The following is a 16,764-nucleotide window of genomic DNA, read 5'->3' as shown; positions in this document are numbered from 1 at the left end:
GATACTCCTTTATTTGACCGGCTGCGGCTTATGGAGAAAAAGCACCAGCGGGCTCACGATCAGCATGGCGAACATCAGGATTTTGAACTGGTCGACAACCGCAACAAAAGCCGCCTGGTGCGTGACCATGCCATTGAGCGCGGCAAGCCCCGGCTGGCTGAATGAACTCGCGACATGAGCAACGGTTCGGTACGGCGTGAGGTGTTTGGCGAGCGCAAGGTGCATCGCCTGGGTGTTGTTGTAAAAAAACAGCTGGACGATCGCGATGCCGATGGTGCTTCCAAAGGCGCGCGACAGACTGAACAGCGCCGTGCCTTCCGGACGGAATTTTTGATCGAGCGTGCTGAACGCCACCTTGGTGAGTGCCGGCAGCAACGTGCCGAGACCGGTGCCCTGGAGCAGCCCCGCCACGACCACCAGACGCCAGTCCATTTCAGGTGAATAGCCAAGCATCAGCCAATTGGCATAGACCACCATCGCCATGCCGCCGATCATGAACAGCCGATTGTCGATCCGCGCCGGGGCGAAGCTCATCAGCACGACTGCACCCACAAGCGTCACGCCACGCGCCAGCGTCATGTAGCCAGTGGTGTCGACCGGATAGTCGAGTAGTTCCTCCAGCATCGGCGAGGTCAGAGCGAGAGTCGGCAACAGCACGAAGCCGACGGCGAATATCATGATCACCGAGAGGATGAAGTTACGGTCCTTGAACAGCGCCTTATTGAGGAAATGCGCATCGCTCGTCAGGACATGCACACTGAAAAGATAGAATCCCGAGATCGAGGCGATCGCTTCCACCCAGATCTCCGCTGAGGCAAACCATTCCAGGCGTTCGCCGCGATCGAGCACCATCTGCAGGCCGATCAAGCCAAGCAATACCGTCGCCACGCCAAAGAAGTCGAAGGGCGGGTTGCGCTCCGCTCTCTTCTCGGGAAGCAAGAGCGTCATCGTGAGGGCGATAAAGCCCACCATCGGCAGGCTGATCATGAAGATTGAGCGCCAGCCGTGATATTCGCTGAACCAGCCGCCGATGCTTGCACCGCTGCTGATGCCAAGCAGGAAGCACACCGTCGCCGCAAGGCCGATGCGGCCATGGCGCTCCGGCGGCAGCACGTCGAGCAGGATCGCCATCGACAGAGGGCCGAGTGCGCCTCCCCCGGCTCCCTGGACGATCCGTGCGAAGACAAATTGAAGGGTCATTGTTGCAAGCGTGTCGAGAACCAGACCAAGCGCAAAGACGGCGAGCGCAAGCTGAAAGATCAACTTCCGGCCAAAGCGTCCGGCGAGCCAGCGCGCCATCGGCATCACCGCGGCGCCTGCGACGATATATGCAGTAAACACCCAGCCGACCTCGTCGTTGGCCATCGACAGCGTGCCCTGGATATGCGGTAGGGCCGCATTCGGCAGCGAGATGTTCACCGCCTCCATGTAGGTCGCCATCAGGGCCGCCGCGGTGATAACGCCGTGCCCATCGGCTGCGCTATGCGTGGCAAGAGCCGTGCTCATTTGACCTCCGTCGCGACCGCCGGCTGCAGCAGACTGGCACAGAGCAAACTCAGCCAGGAGCCGCGGTGGCGCGTATCGACCCGCGCGGTGACACTGATCCCTGAAAACAGCGGCCGGTTCGGATCGGCCTCATCGAGTTCGAGGCGCACCGGCAGACGTTGAACGACCTTGACCCAATTGCCGGTCGCATTTTCCGGCGGCAGCACCGCGAAATCCGATCCGGTGCCCGGGCTCATGCTGACGACATGCGCCTTGAACGTTCGACCTGGATACACATCGACATCGATCGTTGCGTCTTGACCCGGACGCATATGGGTCAGACCCGTTTCGCGGAAATTCGCCTCGACCCAGATTTCTCGACTCGAGAGCAGTGTGAACACGGCGGCGCCGGGATTGACGAAGTCACCAACCTGCAGATTGTCCACCTTGGTCACGATCCCGTCGTCAGGCGCTCTCACCACCGAATAAGAGAGATCGAGCCGGGCGCGATCGAGCTGTGATTTGGCTGCGCGGACTGTCGGGTGGCGATCGATCTCGATATCGGGATCACCAGCCAGCGCGACCACCGTGCTTGCGATCTGCTGTTCGATCGAGACGATGCGCTGACGCGCCACCTTGAGATCGGTATCGGCGCGATCGAACGCAGCCTTCGGCGTGAAATCGGAGGCAACCAGGGTTTTCTTGCGATCGAACTCGCGCTCGTTAAAAGCCGCTGAATCCTGAGCCGACTGGAGCTCAGCCTGTTGCTGGCAGTATGTCGCTTTCAATGCATCGATTTGCAGACGCGCGCTCACCAGCCGCGCTTCGGCTTGATCGACTGCCATCTGGTAGGGCTCGGGATCGATCCGAAACAAAACCTGTCCCTGCCGGACGCGCTGATTGTCCCGCACGGCGATGGCGACGGCCTGCCCGGCAACCCGCGCGTTGATGGACATCTTCGCCGCACGGACGAACGCATTGTCGGTCGAGACATAAGGCTCTTCGGCGAGATAGTAGGCACCGCCGAACACAGCGAACACGATCGGCAGCGCGAGCATCAGAGGCCGGCGCAGCCGCGCGCGGAGTTCCTTCCGGTGCGGAGCGGCCGCGCTGACGGACGCCGGGCCATCGACCGCCCTGTTGCGCTGCGCATCCATCGCGGGATTTGTCATCTCCGCAGTGGTTGCACCGGTCACCGCGAGCGCCCGCTCCGTCCCGGCAGCCTGGCCTCGACTGGGCACAGGAAACTCGACCACATCACCGTTCTCAGCGAGTTCCCTCCCCGAGCCCATCCAGCGCGCGAACGGCGAAAAATGAAAACTCATGATCGGCCTCCATTAATTTTGTAACGTTCACTACAATTAATGAGGCCGAATTCGACAATCAAGCTTGATTTTTATAATATTCACTACAAATATTGGCCGAGGCTCGGAAACCGAAGGTTCCATGTGATATGACGGAAAAGAAGAGCGATACGGCAGTGAAGCGTCGAGGACGGCCGCGCGACTATGACCGGCAGGCCGCGCTGCAGCGTGCAACGGAAACATTCTGGAAGACGGGCTATGCCGGCACGTCGCTCGACAGCCTCTCCGCTGCGACCGGTATGAATCCGCCGAGCCTCTATGCAGCATTCGGCAACAAACACGCTCTCTATATTGAAGCGCTGTCTTACTATTGGCAGGCCAGTCTGGCCGCGACGCGCGAGGCTCTCGCGGGCGACCGTCCTTTGGCCGAGGCGTTGATGCTTGCCTATGACGCCGCGCTGTCGTTTTATTTTTCAAACAAAGGCCAGCGGCGCGGCTGCTTTGTCATCGGAACCGCGGTCACCGAAAGCTTTGAGGATCCTGAGATCCGAAAGAGTGTTGCCACGGGGGTTCGATTGATCGACGCCGATTTTGAAGCGCGCTTCCGCCTCGCGGTTGAGAAAGGCGAGCTGAAGGACGACGCCGATCCGGCGGCGCTTGCGATCCTTGCATCCGCGACCATGCAGACGATCGCCATCCGCGCCCGTGCGGGCACTTCCCGTGATGAATTGCGGGAGATTGCGCGCAAAGCCGTAGGTGTGATCTGCGGATACCCGGTCGAGGCAAAGTGACTGGCGCACCCGCCAATCCCGCCCATGTGCCGGAACAAGGTCCCGCACAATGAATTCCTTGCAGGACTGATCGCGGGAACAGCGGAGGGAGAGCCATATGGACAATCAAACAATGCGCCTTGCGTTGCAGCGCCATTGGCAGGCTTCGGACGCGAACGATTTTGAAGCCGAGCACGACATCTATCACGAGAATGCCGTTCTCTATTATCCGCAATCGGGCGAGCGGATCCGGGGCCGCCGCAACATTCAGGAAAGCCGGTTACTCCAACCCAACAAAAAACGTTTTACAGTCCGCCGGATGATCGGCGGCGGTGATCTGTGGGTTACCGAATTCGTGCTGACCTATGATGGCCAGCCGTCTTACGCAGTCAGCATCATGGAATTCCGCGACGGACTGGTGGCCAACGAAACGCAATATTTCACCGATGGATTTGCCCCTGCTCCTTCGCGTGCGCATCTTGTGGAGCATGCGGGGTAAGCCGCAAGCGATGACGCGACTCTAACTCCCGAACACGACCCGGTGCATGATCCGCCCCGGCACGAGTGTAAAAAGACCCGCGATCACAAGAGCGCCGGTGAAGATCGAGATCATCGTGATCTTGTGCCCTCTCGCGTTGTGCGTGCGGGCATAGAAAACGGCGAGCACCAACATCAGCGGCGTGAAGATCGACAAGAGATGAATGGGACTCCAGCTTCGCCAGAGTCTGAAGCTAGTCCCATGAATCCAGAACGAGGAGACGCTGATGGTCAACATCAGCACGACCCAAACCCAGCCAATGGTTCGATGCGGCAGCGTTCCCTTCGGAGCAGCGAACTGGACGATGCCGACGATCAGCGCGGCCATCGCAGCGAACGCGTGAAGCGGAATTGGAGCGATGGCATCCAGCAGTGGCGCAAAATTCATCAGAGCCCCCTGATCTTGGCAAACCGGATTACAAAACGGGCCACCGCTCCATGTCAAATAATGAAACGCGAAGCGTTTTCTCAGGTGCCAAAAAACTCTGCATCGCGCCACTGGCTTCGCCATCAACAATCTTCAGATCGCCAAGCGATATGAGCTAGCTTTTTCCAAGATGGCCGATAAGGTGAGCGCAAACATCGGACAACGAAAGCTAACCGCTTCAACCCTCAGCCCTTATCCTCCACATTGTCATCTGCTCGCCGGCGCAGGTCTTCGACCCGCAGCCGCGCGATCTCAGGGAATACATTCTATCGAATAACGACCGTCACACATGCGAACCGGCAAAAGATCGGGCGCATTTCAGGGAGAAACGACCATGATTGAACGACGCAAGTTTTTGCAGATCGGCGCGACAGGCGCTGCCGTATCCATTGCGATGCCTTTTGTCGGCCGCAGTGGCTGGGCCGCAACGCCGACCCACACGCTCAAACTCACCTTCGCGGATACCCAGGCCCACCCGGTCTATGACGTGCTGAAGCGTTTCGCCGACGACGTCTCCAAGCGCACGTCCGGCGAAGTCGAAATCCAGGTGTTCAGCATCGGACAGTTGGGCAGCGGCACCAACATCATGACCGGCCTGCAGACGGGCATCATCGATTTCTGCGCGCACACCTCAGGCTTCATCGATACTGTGTTTCCGAAATTCCAGGTCGTCGACCTGCCGTTCCTTTTTTCCGACAGCGCCTCCGCCGAGCGCGTGCTGGACGGCCCGATCGGCACAAAGCTGCTCGACATGATGCCGTCGAAGGGCATCTATGGCCTCGGTTACGGCCACTGGGCGTGGCGCGTCATCTCCACGCGGGACAAGAAAGCCGCGACGCCGGATGGCATCAAGGGCCTCAAGGTCCGCGTGCAGCCCGGCGCGATCTTCGCGGGCACCTTCAAGGCGCTGGGTGCAAGCCCGGTCGCCATCGATCTCACTGAAGTCTATCTCGCGCTGTCGCAGCACGTCATCGACGCTGTCGAGACGCCGATGATTTCGGTGGCAGCGACCAAGCAGGACGAAATCGTCAACACCGTCAACCTGACGAACCAAGTCTACAACGCCGGTGTGCTGATGGCGAGCAAAGCCAAGTTCGACACACTGCCTGCGCCCGCGCAGCAGGCGATCCGCGAAGCATCTGTCGGATTGACCAAGGACTGGCGCGCGACCATCGCCGCCAAGAGCGATGAGATCGCGACAAAATTCAAAGCCAAGGGCATGACGCTGGTTGATGTTGACCAGGCCGCCTATCGCAAGGCCACCGAGAGCGTCTATCCGCAATTCAAGGATATCATCGGTGCCGATCTCTACGACGCCGTGCTCAAGGAAGCCGGGCATGGCTAGTACCGCCGATTTGAAGTCCCTGCATCACTCTCGGCAAACGCGCGACAGGGACTTCAAATCGAAAGCGGTACTAGCATTATAGTTTGCTAGTACCCTTTGCTTTCCGAAGTTCGTTAAGGTGGATGTTGCGATGGATCACGAACTTCGGAAAGCGGGTACTAGGCAGGCTTCGCTTCACGCGGGGCATGATCTAACGAATCCGGCGGGATTGATCGATCCCGCCGCACACGCGACGCGCAACGGTCCGGTGGCATCCGTTATTCGACGCGCCCTCAATGGCATCGATGCTGTCTGCCGCGCCGTGCTGGTGGCAGCGCTCGTCATCGAACTCGGCATCGTCCTGACCGAGATCTGCTCGCGTTTCTGGTTTCATCAGTCCTTGCTGTGGTCCGATGAAGCCGCGAAGATGTTTCTTTCACTCATCGCCTTCATCGGCGGCGCGCTGGCCTATCGCGCGCGGCATCACTCGACCGTCGAATTCCTGACGGCGAAGCTGCCCCCTAACATGCGTATCTCCGTCGCCGTCGGCATCGACCTTCTGGTGCTCGTAGCCGCCGCGGTCGTTGGTTACGTCTCGCTCAATCTGCTGTCGATTGCATCGATGTCGAATACGCCGATCCTCGACATCAATTCCGCGTGGCTGATGCTGCCACTGACCATTGGCCTTGCGCTGGTGGTGGTCTTCGCGCTGGAGCGGCTGGTCTTCGAATACGCCCCGCGCCACGTGCTTCCTGCCGCGATCGTCGTCGCTTTGCTGGTCGGCGTCGTTTACACCGCGAGCGTCGTGCCCTCATTGCGTCTCAGCAATGGCACTGCCCTCGGCGTGATGTTGGTGGCTTTCCTGTTTGCCGTGCTGCTGGGACTGCCGGTCTCCTTCGCCATGCTGCTCGGCTCGCTGATGTTCCTTCTGGTCAGCGGCGTCGCGCCCTTGATCGCGGCCGCGCAGAACACGTTCGACGGCACCAGCAACTTCATCCTGCTCACGCTGCCGTTCTTCATCTGGGCCGGCCTCATCATGGAGAAAGGCGGCATCAGTCTGCGCCTGGTGCGCTTTGCCATGACGCTGGTGGGCCATATGCGTGGTGGCCTGCTGCAGGTGGTGGTGCTGACGATCTACATGATCTCCGGCATCTCGGGCTCGAAGATCGCCGACGTTGTCGCGGTCGGCTCGGTGCTGCGCCGGGAATTGAAGAAACAGGGCTATAAGCCCGAGCAAGGCGCGGCCGTGCTCGCCTCTTCGGCTGCCATGTCCGAGACCATCCCGCCGAGCCTTGCCATGTTGGTGCTGGGATCGGTGGCGCCGATCTCGATCGGCACGCTGTTCATCGCGGGGCTTCTGCCCGCCGCCGTCATCGCGACACTGTTGATGATCCTCAACTACATCCTGTCGCGCAACAACGGCACAGCATCCATTCCGCGCGCGACGATGCCGGAATTGCTGCGCGCCTGCGGCGGTGCGGTTCTGCCATTGGTGATGCCGGTGATCATGGTGATCGGCATCCGCTTCGGCATCGCGACGCCAACGGAAGTCTCCGCCGTCGCCGTGCTTTATGGTCTGGTGCTGGCCTACGCGATCTATCGTGCGGTCGACCTCAAGACGCTCTACACCATCGCGGTCGACTCCTGCCTGCTCGCGGGCATGGTGCTCTTTATTATCGCAGCGGCCTTCTCATTCGGCTGGACGCTGACCGCAGCCAACCTGCCTGCAAGTCTCGCCGCAATCCTGCATTCGCTTGGTGACAACCGCATCGTCTTCATTCTCGGCTCGATCGTTCTGCTTATTGTGGTCGGCTCGCTGTTGGAAGGCCTGCCCGCGCTGATCATTCTGGGGCCGCTGCTGATGCCGATCGCCACGCAATATGGCATCGACATCATCCACTACAGCATGATCATGATCCTCGCGATGGGCGTGGGCATCTTCATTCCACCGATCGGGATCGGATTCTATGTCTCCTGCACCGTCGCCGAGAGCCGGCTGGAGGCCACCACCAAAGCGATGCTGCCGTATTTCGTGGTGCTAATCATCGGCGTGCTGGTTGTTGCCTTCGTGCCGTGGTTCACCCACGTGCTCCCCTCGCTTCTGCAAAGCAAATAGAGAATCCAAAAAGAGAAACGAACATGACCCAACTTTGCCTGGCGCCCGATCCCAATCCCACTGCGCCGTCGTTTGCGATGCCTGCCAACGCGACCGACTGCCATATGCATATGTTCGGCACCGCGCCACAGTATCCGTATGTCGATGACCGCGACTACACGCCGCCGGAAGCGAATGTCGGTGCCGTGCGCAAGCTCTACAAGACGCTTGGCATTGAGCGCGTGGTCGCGATTCAACCCAGCGTCTATGGCACGGACAATCGTTGCCAGCTCGAATTCGGCGCAGCGCTCGGCATGCCGTTTCGCGCCATTATCGTGCCGGCCGCTGATCTGACCGACAGCGACCTTGATAAGCTGCACCAGCAAGGCGTGCGCGGCATCCGCTACATCCTCGCCCATCCTGGCGGCCTCGATCTCTCAGGCCTCGAACGCGATGCTGACCGCTGCCGCGCACGCGGCTGGCACATCGAGTTTCTCGCCAAGGCGCCACAGCTAATCGAGCTGGAAGACCGCGTTGCGAAACTCTCCTGCCCGGTTTCGTTCGATCACATGGCGTTCATCAATCCGAGCGATGGAGTGAAGCACCCGGCATTCCAGGCACTTCTTCGATTGCTGAGCAATGGCAACACATGGGCCAAGTTCTCGGGTGCGTACCGCGCCGCTGGTCAGGCCGAACACTACGAGGCGCTGCTGCCAATGGCGCGCGTGATGGTCGAGGTCAATCCCGACCGGATCGTGTGGGGCAGCGACTGGCCGCATGTCGGCCAGAAGACGCAAATGCCGAAAACGACGCCACTGTTGAACCTGCTGCAGGATTGGGCGCCGAGCGATGACCTCCGCCGCAAGATCCTCGTCAACAACGCGGCGGCGTTTTATGGGTTTTGAGAAGGTTGAGTTGAGACGTATTCTGGCGGAGCACATGGGGCTCCGCCGTATCTGAAAATCGCATAACGGCTTTTAAGCCGCACAGCCGCACAGCGGAATTCAACGCCCAATGAAAGACTTTCTCAACGCCGCTCGGCTGCTGCTGCTCGACCTCGCGTCAACCATCGTCTTTCTCATCCTCTATCTCCTGACGCACAACACGGTTCTCTCGGTCGGCGTCGGCATCGCTCTGGGCGTCGCGCAGATCGGTATCCAGCTCGTCCGCCGCAAGCAAATCGACACCATGGAATGGCTGAGCCTCTTTCTGGTTGTCACTGCGGGCGGAGCAACGCTTCTCACCAACGACCCGCGCTTCGTGCTGTTCAAGCCAAGCGTGATCTACGCGATCATCGGTGTGGTGATGCTCAAGCCCGGCTGGCTCAATCGCTATTTGCCCGAGATCGCCCAAAAAGTCGTGCCCGATGTCGCCGTCATCGTCGGCTTCGTCTGGGCAGGCTTGATGTTCGTCTCTGCCGCGATCAATGCGTTCGTCGCCTTCACTTACAGCCTTGAGACATGGGCCTGGTTCATGCCAGTCTTCGGTATCGTCAGCAAGGTGGTGGTGTTCCTTGGTGGATTTGCCGCCTTGCGCCTCATCGCTCGGCAACGCATTCGCGCCCTGCCCGCAACTGAGCGAGACGCGCTGTTGGCTGCGGTGGGGCGAACGTAGCCGCTTCAGCGGTCTTCGCTCCTAGACCTCAGCCATTCAACCGCGGGACTCACACGCTGCCATGCGCGCAATCCAATAGCTCTCTTGCAGGCGAGAAATCGCCAACGGCGCGACCTTTTAACGGCCGGATCAATAGTCAATGCAAGTTGAGAGAGGTGGGCCGAGTTTTCCATCGCGCCGTCGTTGAAGGCGATGCTTGCACACTTGATCGCCTCAAGTGCCAATTGGTGGGTCAACCAGACGCGAAGATCGTCGGGGTTCGTCAGCCTGGCGGCGCCGTTATTGAGGAAATGTTCAATCGCCGCCTTGCGTTGGAGGAGATCTTGCTCCAGCGAAAACCCGTTCGACATATTCGCCGAGTGCCGTCGATACACGGCCTGGTCTGCGGCGATAACGCCGATGTCACCGTGAGCGGCGAGCCGTAACCACATTTCCATATCGGACGTGTGAGGTAAGTCAGTTAAATACCCACCCAATCTTTGCTGCACGCTTGTGCGAACCACAACGGTTGGCGACACCACGATGTTCCTCGCCCGGTTAAGTGCAACAAAATCAAGCCCGGATAAGATGCGCGTTTTGGGTCTCACGCCAGCTCTCAAGCGTGATCGTTCCCCTCGTTCGTCAAGCGCAACCGCGCCGCCGAAGGTGAAAGCGACCGAAGGATGGCCGTCCATGAGATCGACGGATCTCGATAGAGCGCCCGGCAGGAGGTAATCGTCCGCGGACAGCAAAAGCATATAGTCGGCGCTGGCCCAGCCGATGCCTTCATTGGCAGTTGCAATAAGACCCTGATTTGAGGTGTGCCTGCGATAATCGACACGGGGATCGGAGCGGACCAACTCCTTCGCAACGTCGTCCGTGTTGTCGGGCGACGCATCATTGATAATGAGCACGCGCAACGCGGGACCGGACTGGCTCAAAATGCTTCCGACACATTCATCAAGGAAATGTCCGTACCGGAAGCACGGAACGACAACGTCCACTGAGCTCATGTCTTTTCAAGGTCCGGTCAAAATATCTCCGAACAGAACACAACGCAGCGGCAGTTTGTTCCGTCCCGACAAGCGCCCGCCCGAAGGTTGCATCCGACATCACATGATCGCTGAAGTTAATTACAATTAATCAGAATCTTGAATCGACTCTCATCTGCACTGTCTGAGGCGGCGTCTTGTCCTGACCAAAGGCGGTGCGATAACTGATACCGATCATCCAGCCGCCGGCGAAGTTGAAGTCGGCACCGAGTTCCGCGTTGACATAGTCACTGCCGGTCGGCGCGATCTGCAGCGCAGATCCCGCACCGGCGCCGAGATCGGCATAGCCCACGGAGGCGTGACTAGCGCCGTCGAATTCATGGGCATATTCGACACGCAGACGCGGCGTGATAACTCCCCAGGGTTGCTTGAATTGATAGGCGGTGCGCAGGCCGAAACCTCCGGTGAAACTGTTTACAGTCTGCGCGCCGTAACTCAGGGCGAATGCCCCACCGCTGGATTCCGTAAACGCATTGAGTGTCGACCAAGCCGCGCTGATCCGCGCATACGGCGACACCAGAAGCCCATTGGCCCTGTATTCATAGCCCGACGTCAGCGAACCGAAGACCTGCTGACCTTTGCGCCGCCCGTTTGCGAATTCATTGTTGCTCGTAATGAAACGGCTGGAATCGAAATCCATGATGCCGTAGCCAATTAGGGCATCAACGAAGGTGGAACGGCTTGGATGCCATGAGCCGTACACAACCGCGCTGGTGCTGAATGCCTTGCTCACGGTGCCGTTGGTTCCGATCTCGCTCCTGTCCTGGCCATAGCCGAAGCCGATGCCTGCAGTGAGGGCCGACGAGAACCGATAGTCGACACCAGCGCTGACGCCGCTGCTGACGTAGGCGGTGCCGGCATTGGTGCCCGTCGTCAGTTTGCCGAAGGTGACGGATCCACCGGTCCAGGCGGCGAACCGCCGCTCGACCTCGCACTCACCCAGCCTCGCGGTTTTCGACGCACGTGTCTTGTCGACGGCATCGCTGCGGCGCCCGACATCATCGCCGGAGGCGCGGTTGTTTGACGAGGCACCGGGGAGTGACGAAGCGCCACTGCCAGATTGGCCCGCAGATGTCAGAGCTTTGTCGGATCCATCCGCAGTGAAGCCGCCCCGCAGGTTGTCGCGCCAGAACGTATTGGCCTCTGTGCCGGCGGCCGCGGCGTCGCCGGCGCCTACGCGTGTCAGCGGGGTGCTGCTGATCGGGTTGCGACTATCGCTCAGCGAAATGTTGAAAGCGTTCTGATTGCAGCCATCGTGCAGCGCTTCCAAGCGGTCGTTGAAATTGGTCATCTGTGTCGAGGCGAAGTGCTGCGCTGCCTGCGTCTGCGCAGTGACGACACCGATCACGTTCGGGTCCAGGGCTGGATCGGGCCGCTTTGAGACGACAAACGTGACCTTCGCTGGCGCCGAGGTTCCGAAGGCGCTGCTGAGTGTGAAGGTTGCCACCGCGGTACCGGAGAACGTCGATGCCGGTGTGAACTTCAGGAGATAGTGTCCCGCCGAGACAAGGTCGGCGACGATCATGTCGGAATTCGATGCGGTGTCACCGAGCGTGATGACCACTGAACCCGCTGACGCCGGCGACAACGAGAGCAGTTGCGCACTGGTGAAGGGACCACCGACCGCACCATTGGTGAGATCGACGTTGACCGTGGTACCGGCTATGGCCGGGACGTTGGAAGAAACCGCGACGACCGACGGCGCCGTGACCGCCAGTGTGTAGGTGATGGCCCCGATGTCGCCGTGCGCGTCTTTGGCCGAGACGGTGAAGCTGGAGTTGCCGGAGGCCGCAGGCGTGCCGTCAATCCGGCCGGTCGAAGCGTTCAAGGACAAGCCGCTCGGCAGCGAACCGGACGCGATCGAATAGATATAGGGCCCGGTGCCGCCGGATGCCGCGATGGTCTGACTGTAGCCGCTGCCCACCGCGCCGCCGGAGAGCGCAGTAGGAGTGAAGACGATCACGGCCGCGGCCGTCACCGTGAACGACTGCGTCACCTGGGGCGCCGCGTTGTAGTTAGCATTGCCCGCCTGATCGGCGACGATGGTGCAGGTGCCGGGCGTCAACAACGTCACCGAATTTCCCGAGACGGTGCAGACCGCAGTGGTGGCGGATGTGAATGTGACTCCGAGACCGGATGTCGCCGTTGCGCTGATGCTCACTGGTGAAGCTGACACCGATGTCGTTGCAGGCCCGGTGAAGCTGATGGTCTGCAACCCTTTAGTGATCGAACCCGACACCGTCGTTCCCGTCGCCGTCACGTGCGGCGGACCGGCGCTGTCTGTCGCCTGAATCTGGTAGCTGAACGGCCCCGCGATGCTCGGCGTGCCGCTCACCGTACCGGTGCTGACGTTGAGAATTGTGCCTGCGGGCAGCGATCCGGACGCCAGCGCGTATGTATATGGTGCCACACCGCCGCTTGCCGGGTTCGATTGGTTGTAGCTTGCGGCGACTTGCGTGCCGCTGGCTGCCCCCGCCGTAACCACCAGCGCCGCAGCCGTCACGGTGAATGATTGCGACACCTGCGGCGCCGCGTTGTAGTTGGCATTGCCCGCCTGATCTGCGGCGATGGTACAAGTTCCGGCCATCAGCAGCGCCACCGAATTTCCCGAAACCGTGCAGACCGCGGTGGTGGCGGATGTGAATGTGACTCCGAGAGCGGATGTTGCTGTTGCGCTGACGGTCACTGGCGAAGCCGATAAGGATGTAGCCGCGGGTCCGGTGAAGTTGATGGTCTGCGAACCCTTGGCGATGGTGCCCGACACCGTCGCCCCCGTCGCCGTCACGTGCGGTGGACCTGCGCTGTCCGTTGCTTGAATCTGGTAGCTGAACGGCCCGGCGGTGGTCGGCGTGCCCGACACCACGCCGGTGCTGACATTGAGAGTCGTGCCTGCCGGCAGCGATCCGGATGCGAGCGCGTATGTAAAGGGCGCGACGCCACCGCTTGCCGGATTCGATTGGCTGTATGACACCCCTACTGTCGTTCCCGACGCCGCCCCCGCTGTAACCACCAGCGTCGCAGCCGTTACCGTGAACGACTGCGGCACTTGGGGCGCAGCGTTCCAGTTGCTGTCGCCCGCTTGATCGGCATTGATGGTGCAGGTGCCAGTCGTCAGCAGCGTCACCGAATTTGCGGACACCGTGCAAACCGCGGTGGAGGCGGACGTGAACGTGACGCCAAGACCTGATGTCGCCGTCGCACTGATGCTCACCGATGAAGCCGATAACGATGTGGCCGCCGGTCCGGTGAAGCTGATGGTCTGCGCACCTTTGGCGATGGTGCCCGACACCGTTGCACCTGTCGCGGTCACATGCGGCGGACCGGCACTATCTGTCGCCTGAATCTGGTAGCTGAACGGTCCCGCAGCGGTCGGCGTGCCCGACACCACACCGGTGCTGACATTGAGAGACGTAGCTGCCGGCAGCGATCCAGACGCGAGCGTATAAGTAAAGGGCGCGACGCCTCCACTCGCCGGATTCGCCTGGCTATAGCTTGCGCCGACCTGAGCGCCGCTGGCAGCACCCGGTGTCACCGCCAGCGTCGCGGGCGTCACCGTGAATGACTGCAGCACTTGGGGTGCCGCGTTCCAGTTGCTGTCACCGGCTTGATCGGCATTGATGGTGCAGCTTCCCGTGCTCAACAACGTCACCGAATTTCCGGAAACCGTGCAAACCGCAGTGGTGGCGGACGTGAATGTGACGCCAAGACCTGATGTCGATGTCGCGCTGACATTGATCGGTGACGCGGACAACGATTGCGTGCCGGGCCCGGTGAAGCTGATGGTCTGCGAACCCTTGGCGATGGTGCCCGATACGGTCGCGCCGATTGCGGTCGCCGGCGTGCCCTGGCTGTCGGTCGCCTTGATCGCGTAGCTGAACGGCCCTGCGGTGGTCAGCGTGCCTGAAACCGCGCCCGTACTGAGGTTGAGAGTCGTGCCCGCCGGCAGCGATCCGGTCACCAGCACATAAGTGTAAGGCCCGACACCCCCGCTTGCCGGATTTGTCTGACTGTAGGACACACCCGCTGTCGTTCCCGACGCTGCCCCCGGCGTCACCACCAACGTCGCAGGCGTCACTGTGAAGGACTGCGGCACCTGCGGTGCCGCGTTCCAGTTGCTGTCGCCCGCTTGATCGGCATTAATGGTGCAGGTGCCAGTCGTCAGCAGCGTGATCGAAGTTCCGGACACCGTGCAGATCGCCGACGTGGCGGATGTAAATGTGACTCCGAGGCCGGATGTCGCCATTGCACCGACGCTCATCGGCGAAGCCGACAAGGATGTGGCGGCTGGTCCGGTGAAACCGATGGTCTGCGTCCCTTTGGCGACGGTGCCCGACACCGTCGCCCCAGTCGTCGTCACCGGCGTGCCCTGGCTGTCGGTCGCCTTGATTGCGTAGCTGAACGGCCCCGCAATGGTCGGTGTCCCGCTCACCGCGCCGGTGCTGACGTTCAGCGTCGTGCCGCCGGGTAACGCGCCGGATGCGAGCGCGTAGGTATAAGGCCCAACACCTCCACTCGCCGGATTCGCCTGGCTGTATGACGCGCCCACTGCCGTTCCCGATGCGGCCCCCGGCGTGACCACCAGCGCCGCAGGCGTCACCGTGAATGACTGCGGCACCTGCGGCGCCGCGTTCCAGTTGCTGTCGCCGGCTTGATCGGCATTGATGGTGCAGGTGCCGATCGTCAGCAACGTCACCGAAGTTCCGGAAACCGTGCAAACCGCAGTGGTGGCGGACGTGAATGTGACGCCAAGACCTGATGTCGATGTCGCGCTGACATTGATCGGTGACGCGGACAACGATTGCGTGCCGGGCCCGGTGAAGCTGATGGTCTGCGAACCCTTGGCGATGGTGCCCGACACCGTCGCGCCGGTGGCCGTCACCGGCGTGCCTTGACTATCCGTTGCCTTGATTGCGTAGCTGAACGGCCCCGCGGTGGTCGGCGTGCCACTCACTATGCCGGTATTGGAATCGAGGGTCGTGCCCGCCGGCAGCGATCCGGATGCGAGCGCGTAAGTATAAGACGCGACGCCACCGCTTGCCGGATTCGCTTGGCTATAGGCCACACCTACTGTTACGCCCGATGCTGCCCCCGGTGTCACCGCAAGTGGTGCCGGGTTGACGACGAGTCCGGTCGGTGTCGTTGCGGGCGAGCCGCTCTGCGTCCCCACCAGAAGCGCAGCGTTTCCTCCCGAGACAGCACCGCTGGTGTAAGCGGGGTAAGTGTTCGCCGTGCTGGCCGATACGGTCAGAGTGACGGTGCAACTGCCGTGGGCGGCGACGGATCCGCCCGACAAACTCACATCGCTTCCGCTTGTCGCCGCGGTCCCGCCGCAGGTCGTGGAAGGATTGGTGCCGGTGAGACCCGACGGCAGAGTCGCCGCGCTGACTGCAACGCCGTTGAGGCCCAAACGGGCGTTGGGATTGGCGATCGTCAGCGTCAGCGTCGACGAACCGGTGACGGAGATTGTCGTCGGCGCATAAGCCGCCGTGATAGTGGGCGGCCCGACGAATTCAAAGATGAGCGGTGCCGTCGCGCCAGCCGGAGTGGTCGCGACGACATTGTAATCGCCAGCGGCCATCGCCGGAATCGTAAAACTGACGCGCTTCTGGTCAGGGGAGACAGTCGGCCCGACCGCCGTCACGCCACCAATCGTGACCGTGGTCGTGCCAGTGACGCCGAGATTTGTTCCGTTGAAAATCGTGGCGACACTTGAACCCGCCCACCCGACGAGAGGACTCATGCTTGTGGACGTCGGCGCTTGCGCCTGGGCCACCGCCGGCACCAAGAGCAACAGACCGATAACAAGGAAAAGGCCGGCGGCGAGCCGCCACACTTCAACGCGCACGTTCCCTGATTTGCTGCATGCAGTTCCGGGCATCGATAAGGAATGGTCGAACGACCGTTAGGGGCATTGCGCTTCAAGATGCGCTGACACGCGAACAGCATCTTTTGCTCTGGATGACGCACTTACGCGAAACAGCTCAAGGCGAACGCAGCACTAACTGGCGTCGTGGATCATGATGCTGCTGGGCGTTCTGCTCCCGCGATCAAATGATTCGACGGAACCATGAGTAGCTGGCGCGCGGGCTGCAGGCTTGGACTGGGCAGCACTCCAGCTTGGCGTCAGAGGAACGTTGTCCGATTTCGCGGCAGTGAAGCTTTGGCGCAACACATCGA

Annotated in this window: 11 protein-coding genes; 6 read left to right on the top strand and 5 right to left on the bottom strand. The window is 61.0% G+C overall.

Going from position 1 to position 16,764, the window contains the following annotated elements; translation table 11 throughout:
* Positions 1-9: 9 nt before the first annotated feature.
* Positions 10-1,506, bottom strand: coding sequence for an MFS transporter (locus tag ACZ5C3_RS09135; protein ID WP_464037063.1), 1,497 nt, complete (start codon positions 1,504-1,506; stop codon positions 10-12).
* Positions 1,503-2,810 carry an HlyD family secretion protein gene (locus ACZ5C3_RS09130; protein WP_464037062.1) on the bottom strand — a complete coding sequence of 436 codons (1,308 nt, stop codon included), beginning with the start codon at positions 2,808-2,810 and terminating at the stop codon, positions 1,503-1,505. The genes ACZ5C3_RS09135 and ACZ5C3_RS09130 overlap by 4 nt, the downstream gene beginning before the upstream one ends.
* Before the next feature lie 128 nt (positions 2,811-2,938).
* On the opposite strand from ACZ5C3_RS09130, the gene ACZ5C3_RS09125 reads away from it, so the two are divergent.
* Both ACZ5C3_RS09125 and ACZ5C3_RS09120 read left to right on the top strand, forming a co-directional pair.
* Entirely contained in the window at positions 2,939-3,580 is a 642-nt protein-coding gene (locus ACZ5C3_RS09125; RefSeq protein ID WP_464037060.1) for a TetR/AcrR family transcriptional regulator, read from the top strand.
* 97 nt (positions 3,581-3,677) lie between these two features.
* Positions 3,678-4,058: a nuclear transport factor 2 family protein gene (locus tag ACZ5C3_RS09120; RefSeq protein WP_464037059.1), complete on the top strand. Its 381-nt coding sequence runs from the start codon at positions 3,678-3,680 to the stop codon at positions 4,056-4,058.
* 21 nt (positions 4,059-4,079) lie between these two features.
* Here ACZ5C3_RS09120 and ACZ5C3_RS09115 read toward each other — a convergent pair whose 3' ends face one another.
* Positions 4,080-4,484 (bottom strand): DUF2306 domain-containing protein, encoded by a 405-nt coding sequence (locus ACZ5C3_RS09115; protein ID WP_464037057.1) that lies wholly within the window; start codon positions 4,482-4,484, stop codon positions 4,080-4,082.
* A gap of 373 nt (positions 4,485-4,857) precedes the next feature.
* On the opposite strand from ACZ5C3_RS09115, the gene ACZ5C3_RS09110 reads away from it, so the two are divergent.
* From ACZ5C3_RS09110 to ACZ5C3_RS09095, 4 genes are all read left to right on the top strand, one after another.
* Entirely contained in the window at positions 4,858-5,868 is a 1,011-nt protein-coding gene (locus ACZ5C3_RS09110; RefSeq protein WP_464037055.1) for a TRAP transporter substrate-binding protein, read from the top strand.
* Between the two features lie 130 nt (positions 5,869-5,998).
* Positions 5,999-7,963, top strand: a complete 1,965-nt coding sequence (locus tag ACZ5C3_RS09105) for a TRAP transporter large permease (protein WP_464037053.1) — start codon at positions 5,999-6,001, stop codon at positions 7,961-7,963.
* A 23-nt stretch (positions 7,964-7,986) separates the two neighbouring features.
* Positions 7,987-8,847 (top strand): amidohydrolase family protein, encoded by an 861-nt coding sequence (locus tag ACZ5C3_RS09100; protein ID WP_464037051.1) that lies wholly within the window; start codon positions 7,987-7,989, stop codon positions 8,845-8,847.
* Positions 8,848-8,956: 109 nt separating this feature from the next.
* A complete protein-coding gene (locus tag ACZ5C3_RS09095) occupies positions 8,957-9,556 on the top strand; it encodes an inner membrane-spanning protein YciB (protein ID WP_464037049.1) in 600 nt (199 codons plus the stop codon).
* Positions 9,557-9,561: 5 nt separating this feature from the next.
* Here the strand turns inward: ACZ5C3_RS09095 and ACZ5C3_RS09090 are convergent, their stop codons facing one another.
* Both ACZ5C3_RS09090 and ACZ5C3_RS09085 read right to left on the bottom strand, forming a co-directional pair.
* A complete protein-coding gene (locus ACZ5C3_RS09090; RefSeq protein ID WP_464037047.1) occupies positions 9,562-10,548 on the bottom strand; it encodes a glycosyltransferase family 2 protein in 987 nt (328 codons plus the stop codon).
* A gap of 130 nt (positions 10,549-10,678) precedes the next feature.
* Positions 10,679-16,432, bottom strand: coding sequence for an autotransporter domain-containing protein (locus tag ACZ5C3_RS09085; protein WP_464037045.1), 5,754 nt, complete (start codon positions 16,430-16,432; stop codon positions 10,679-10,681).
* Positions 16,433-16,764 lie beyond the last annotated feature (332 nt).

It is taken from the genome of Afipia dichlorophenoxyacetatis, assembly GCF_055386385.1.
This window is presented reverse-complemented; position numbering and strand designations above follow the sequence as displayed.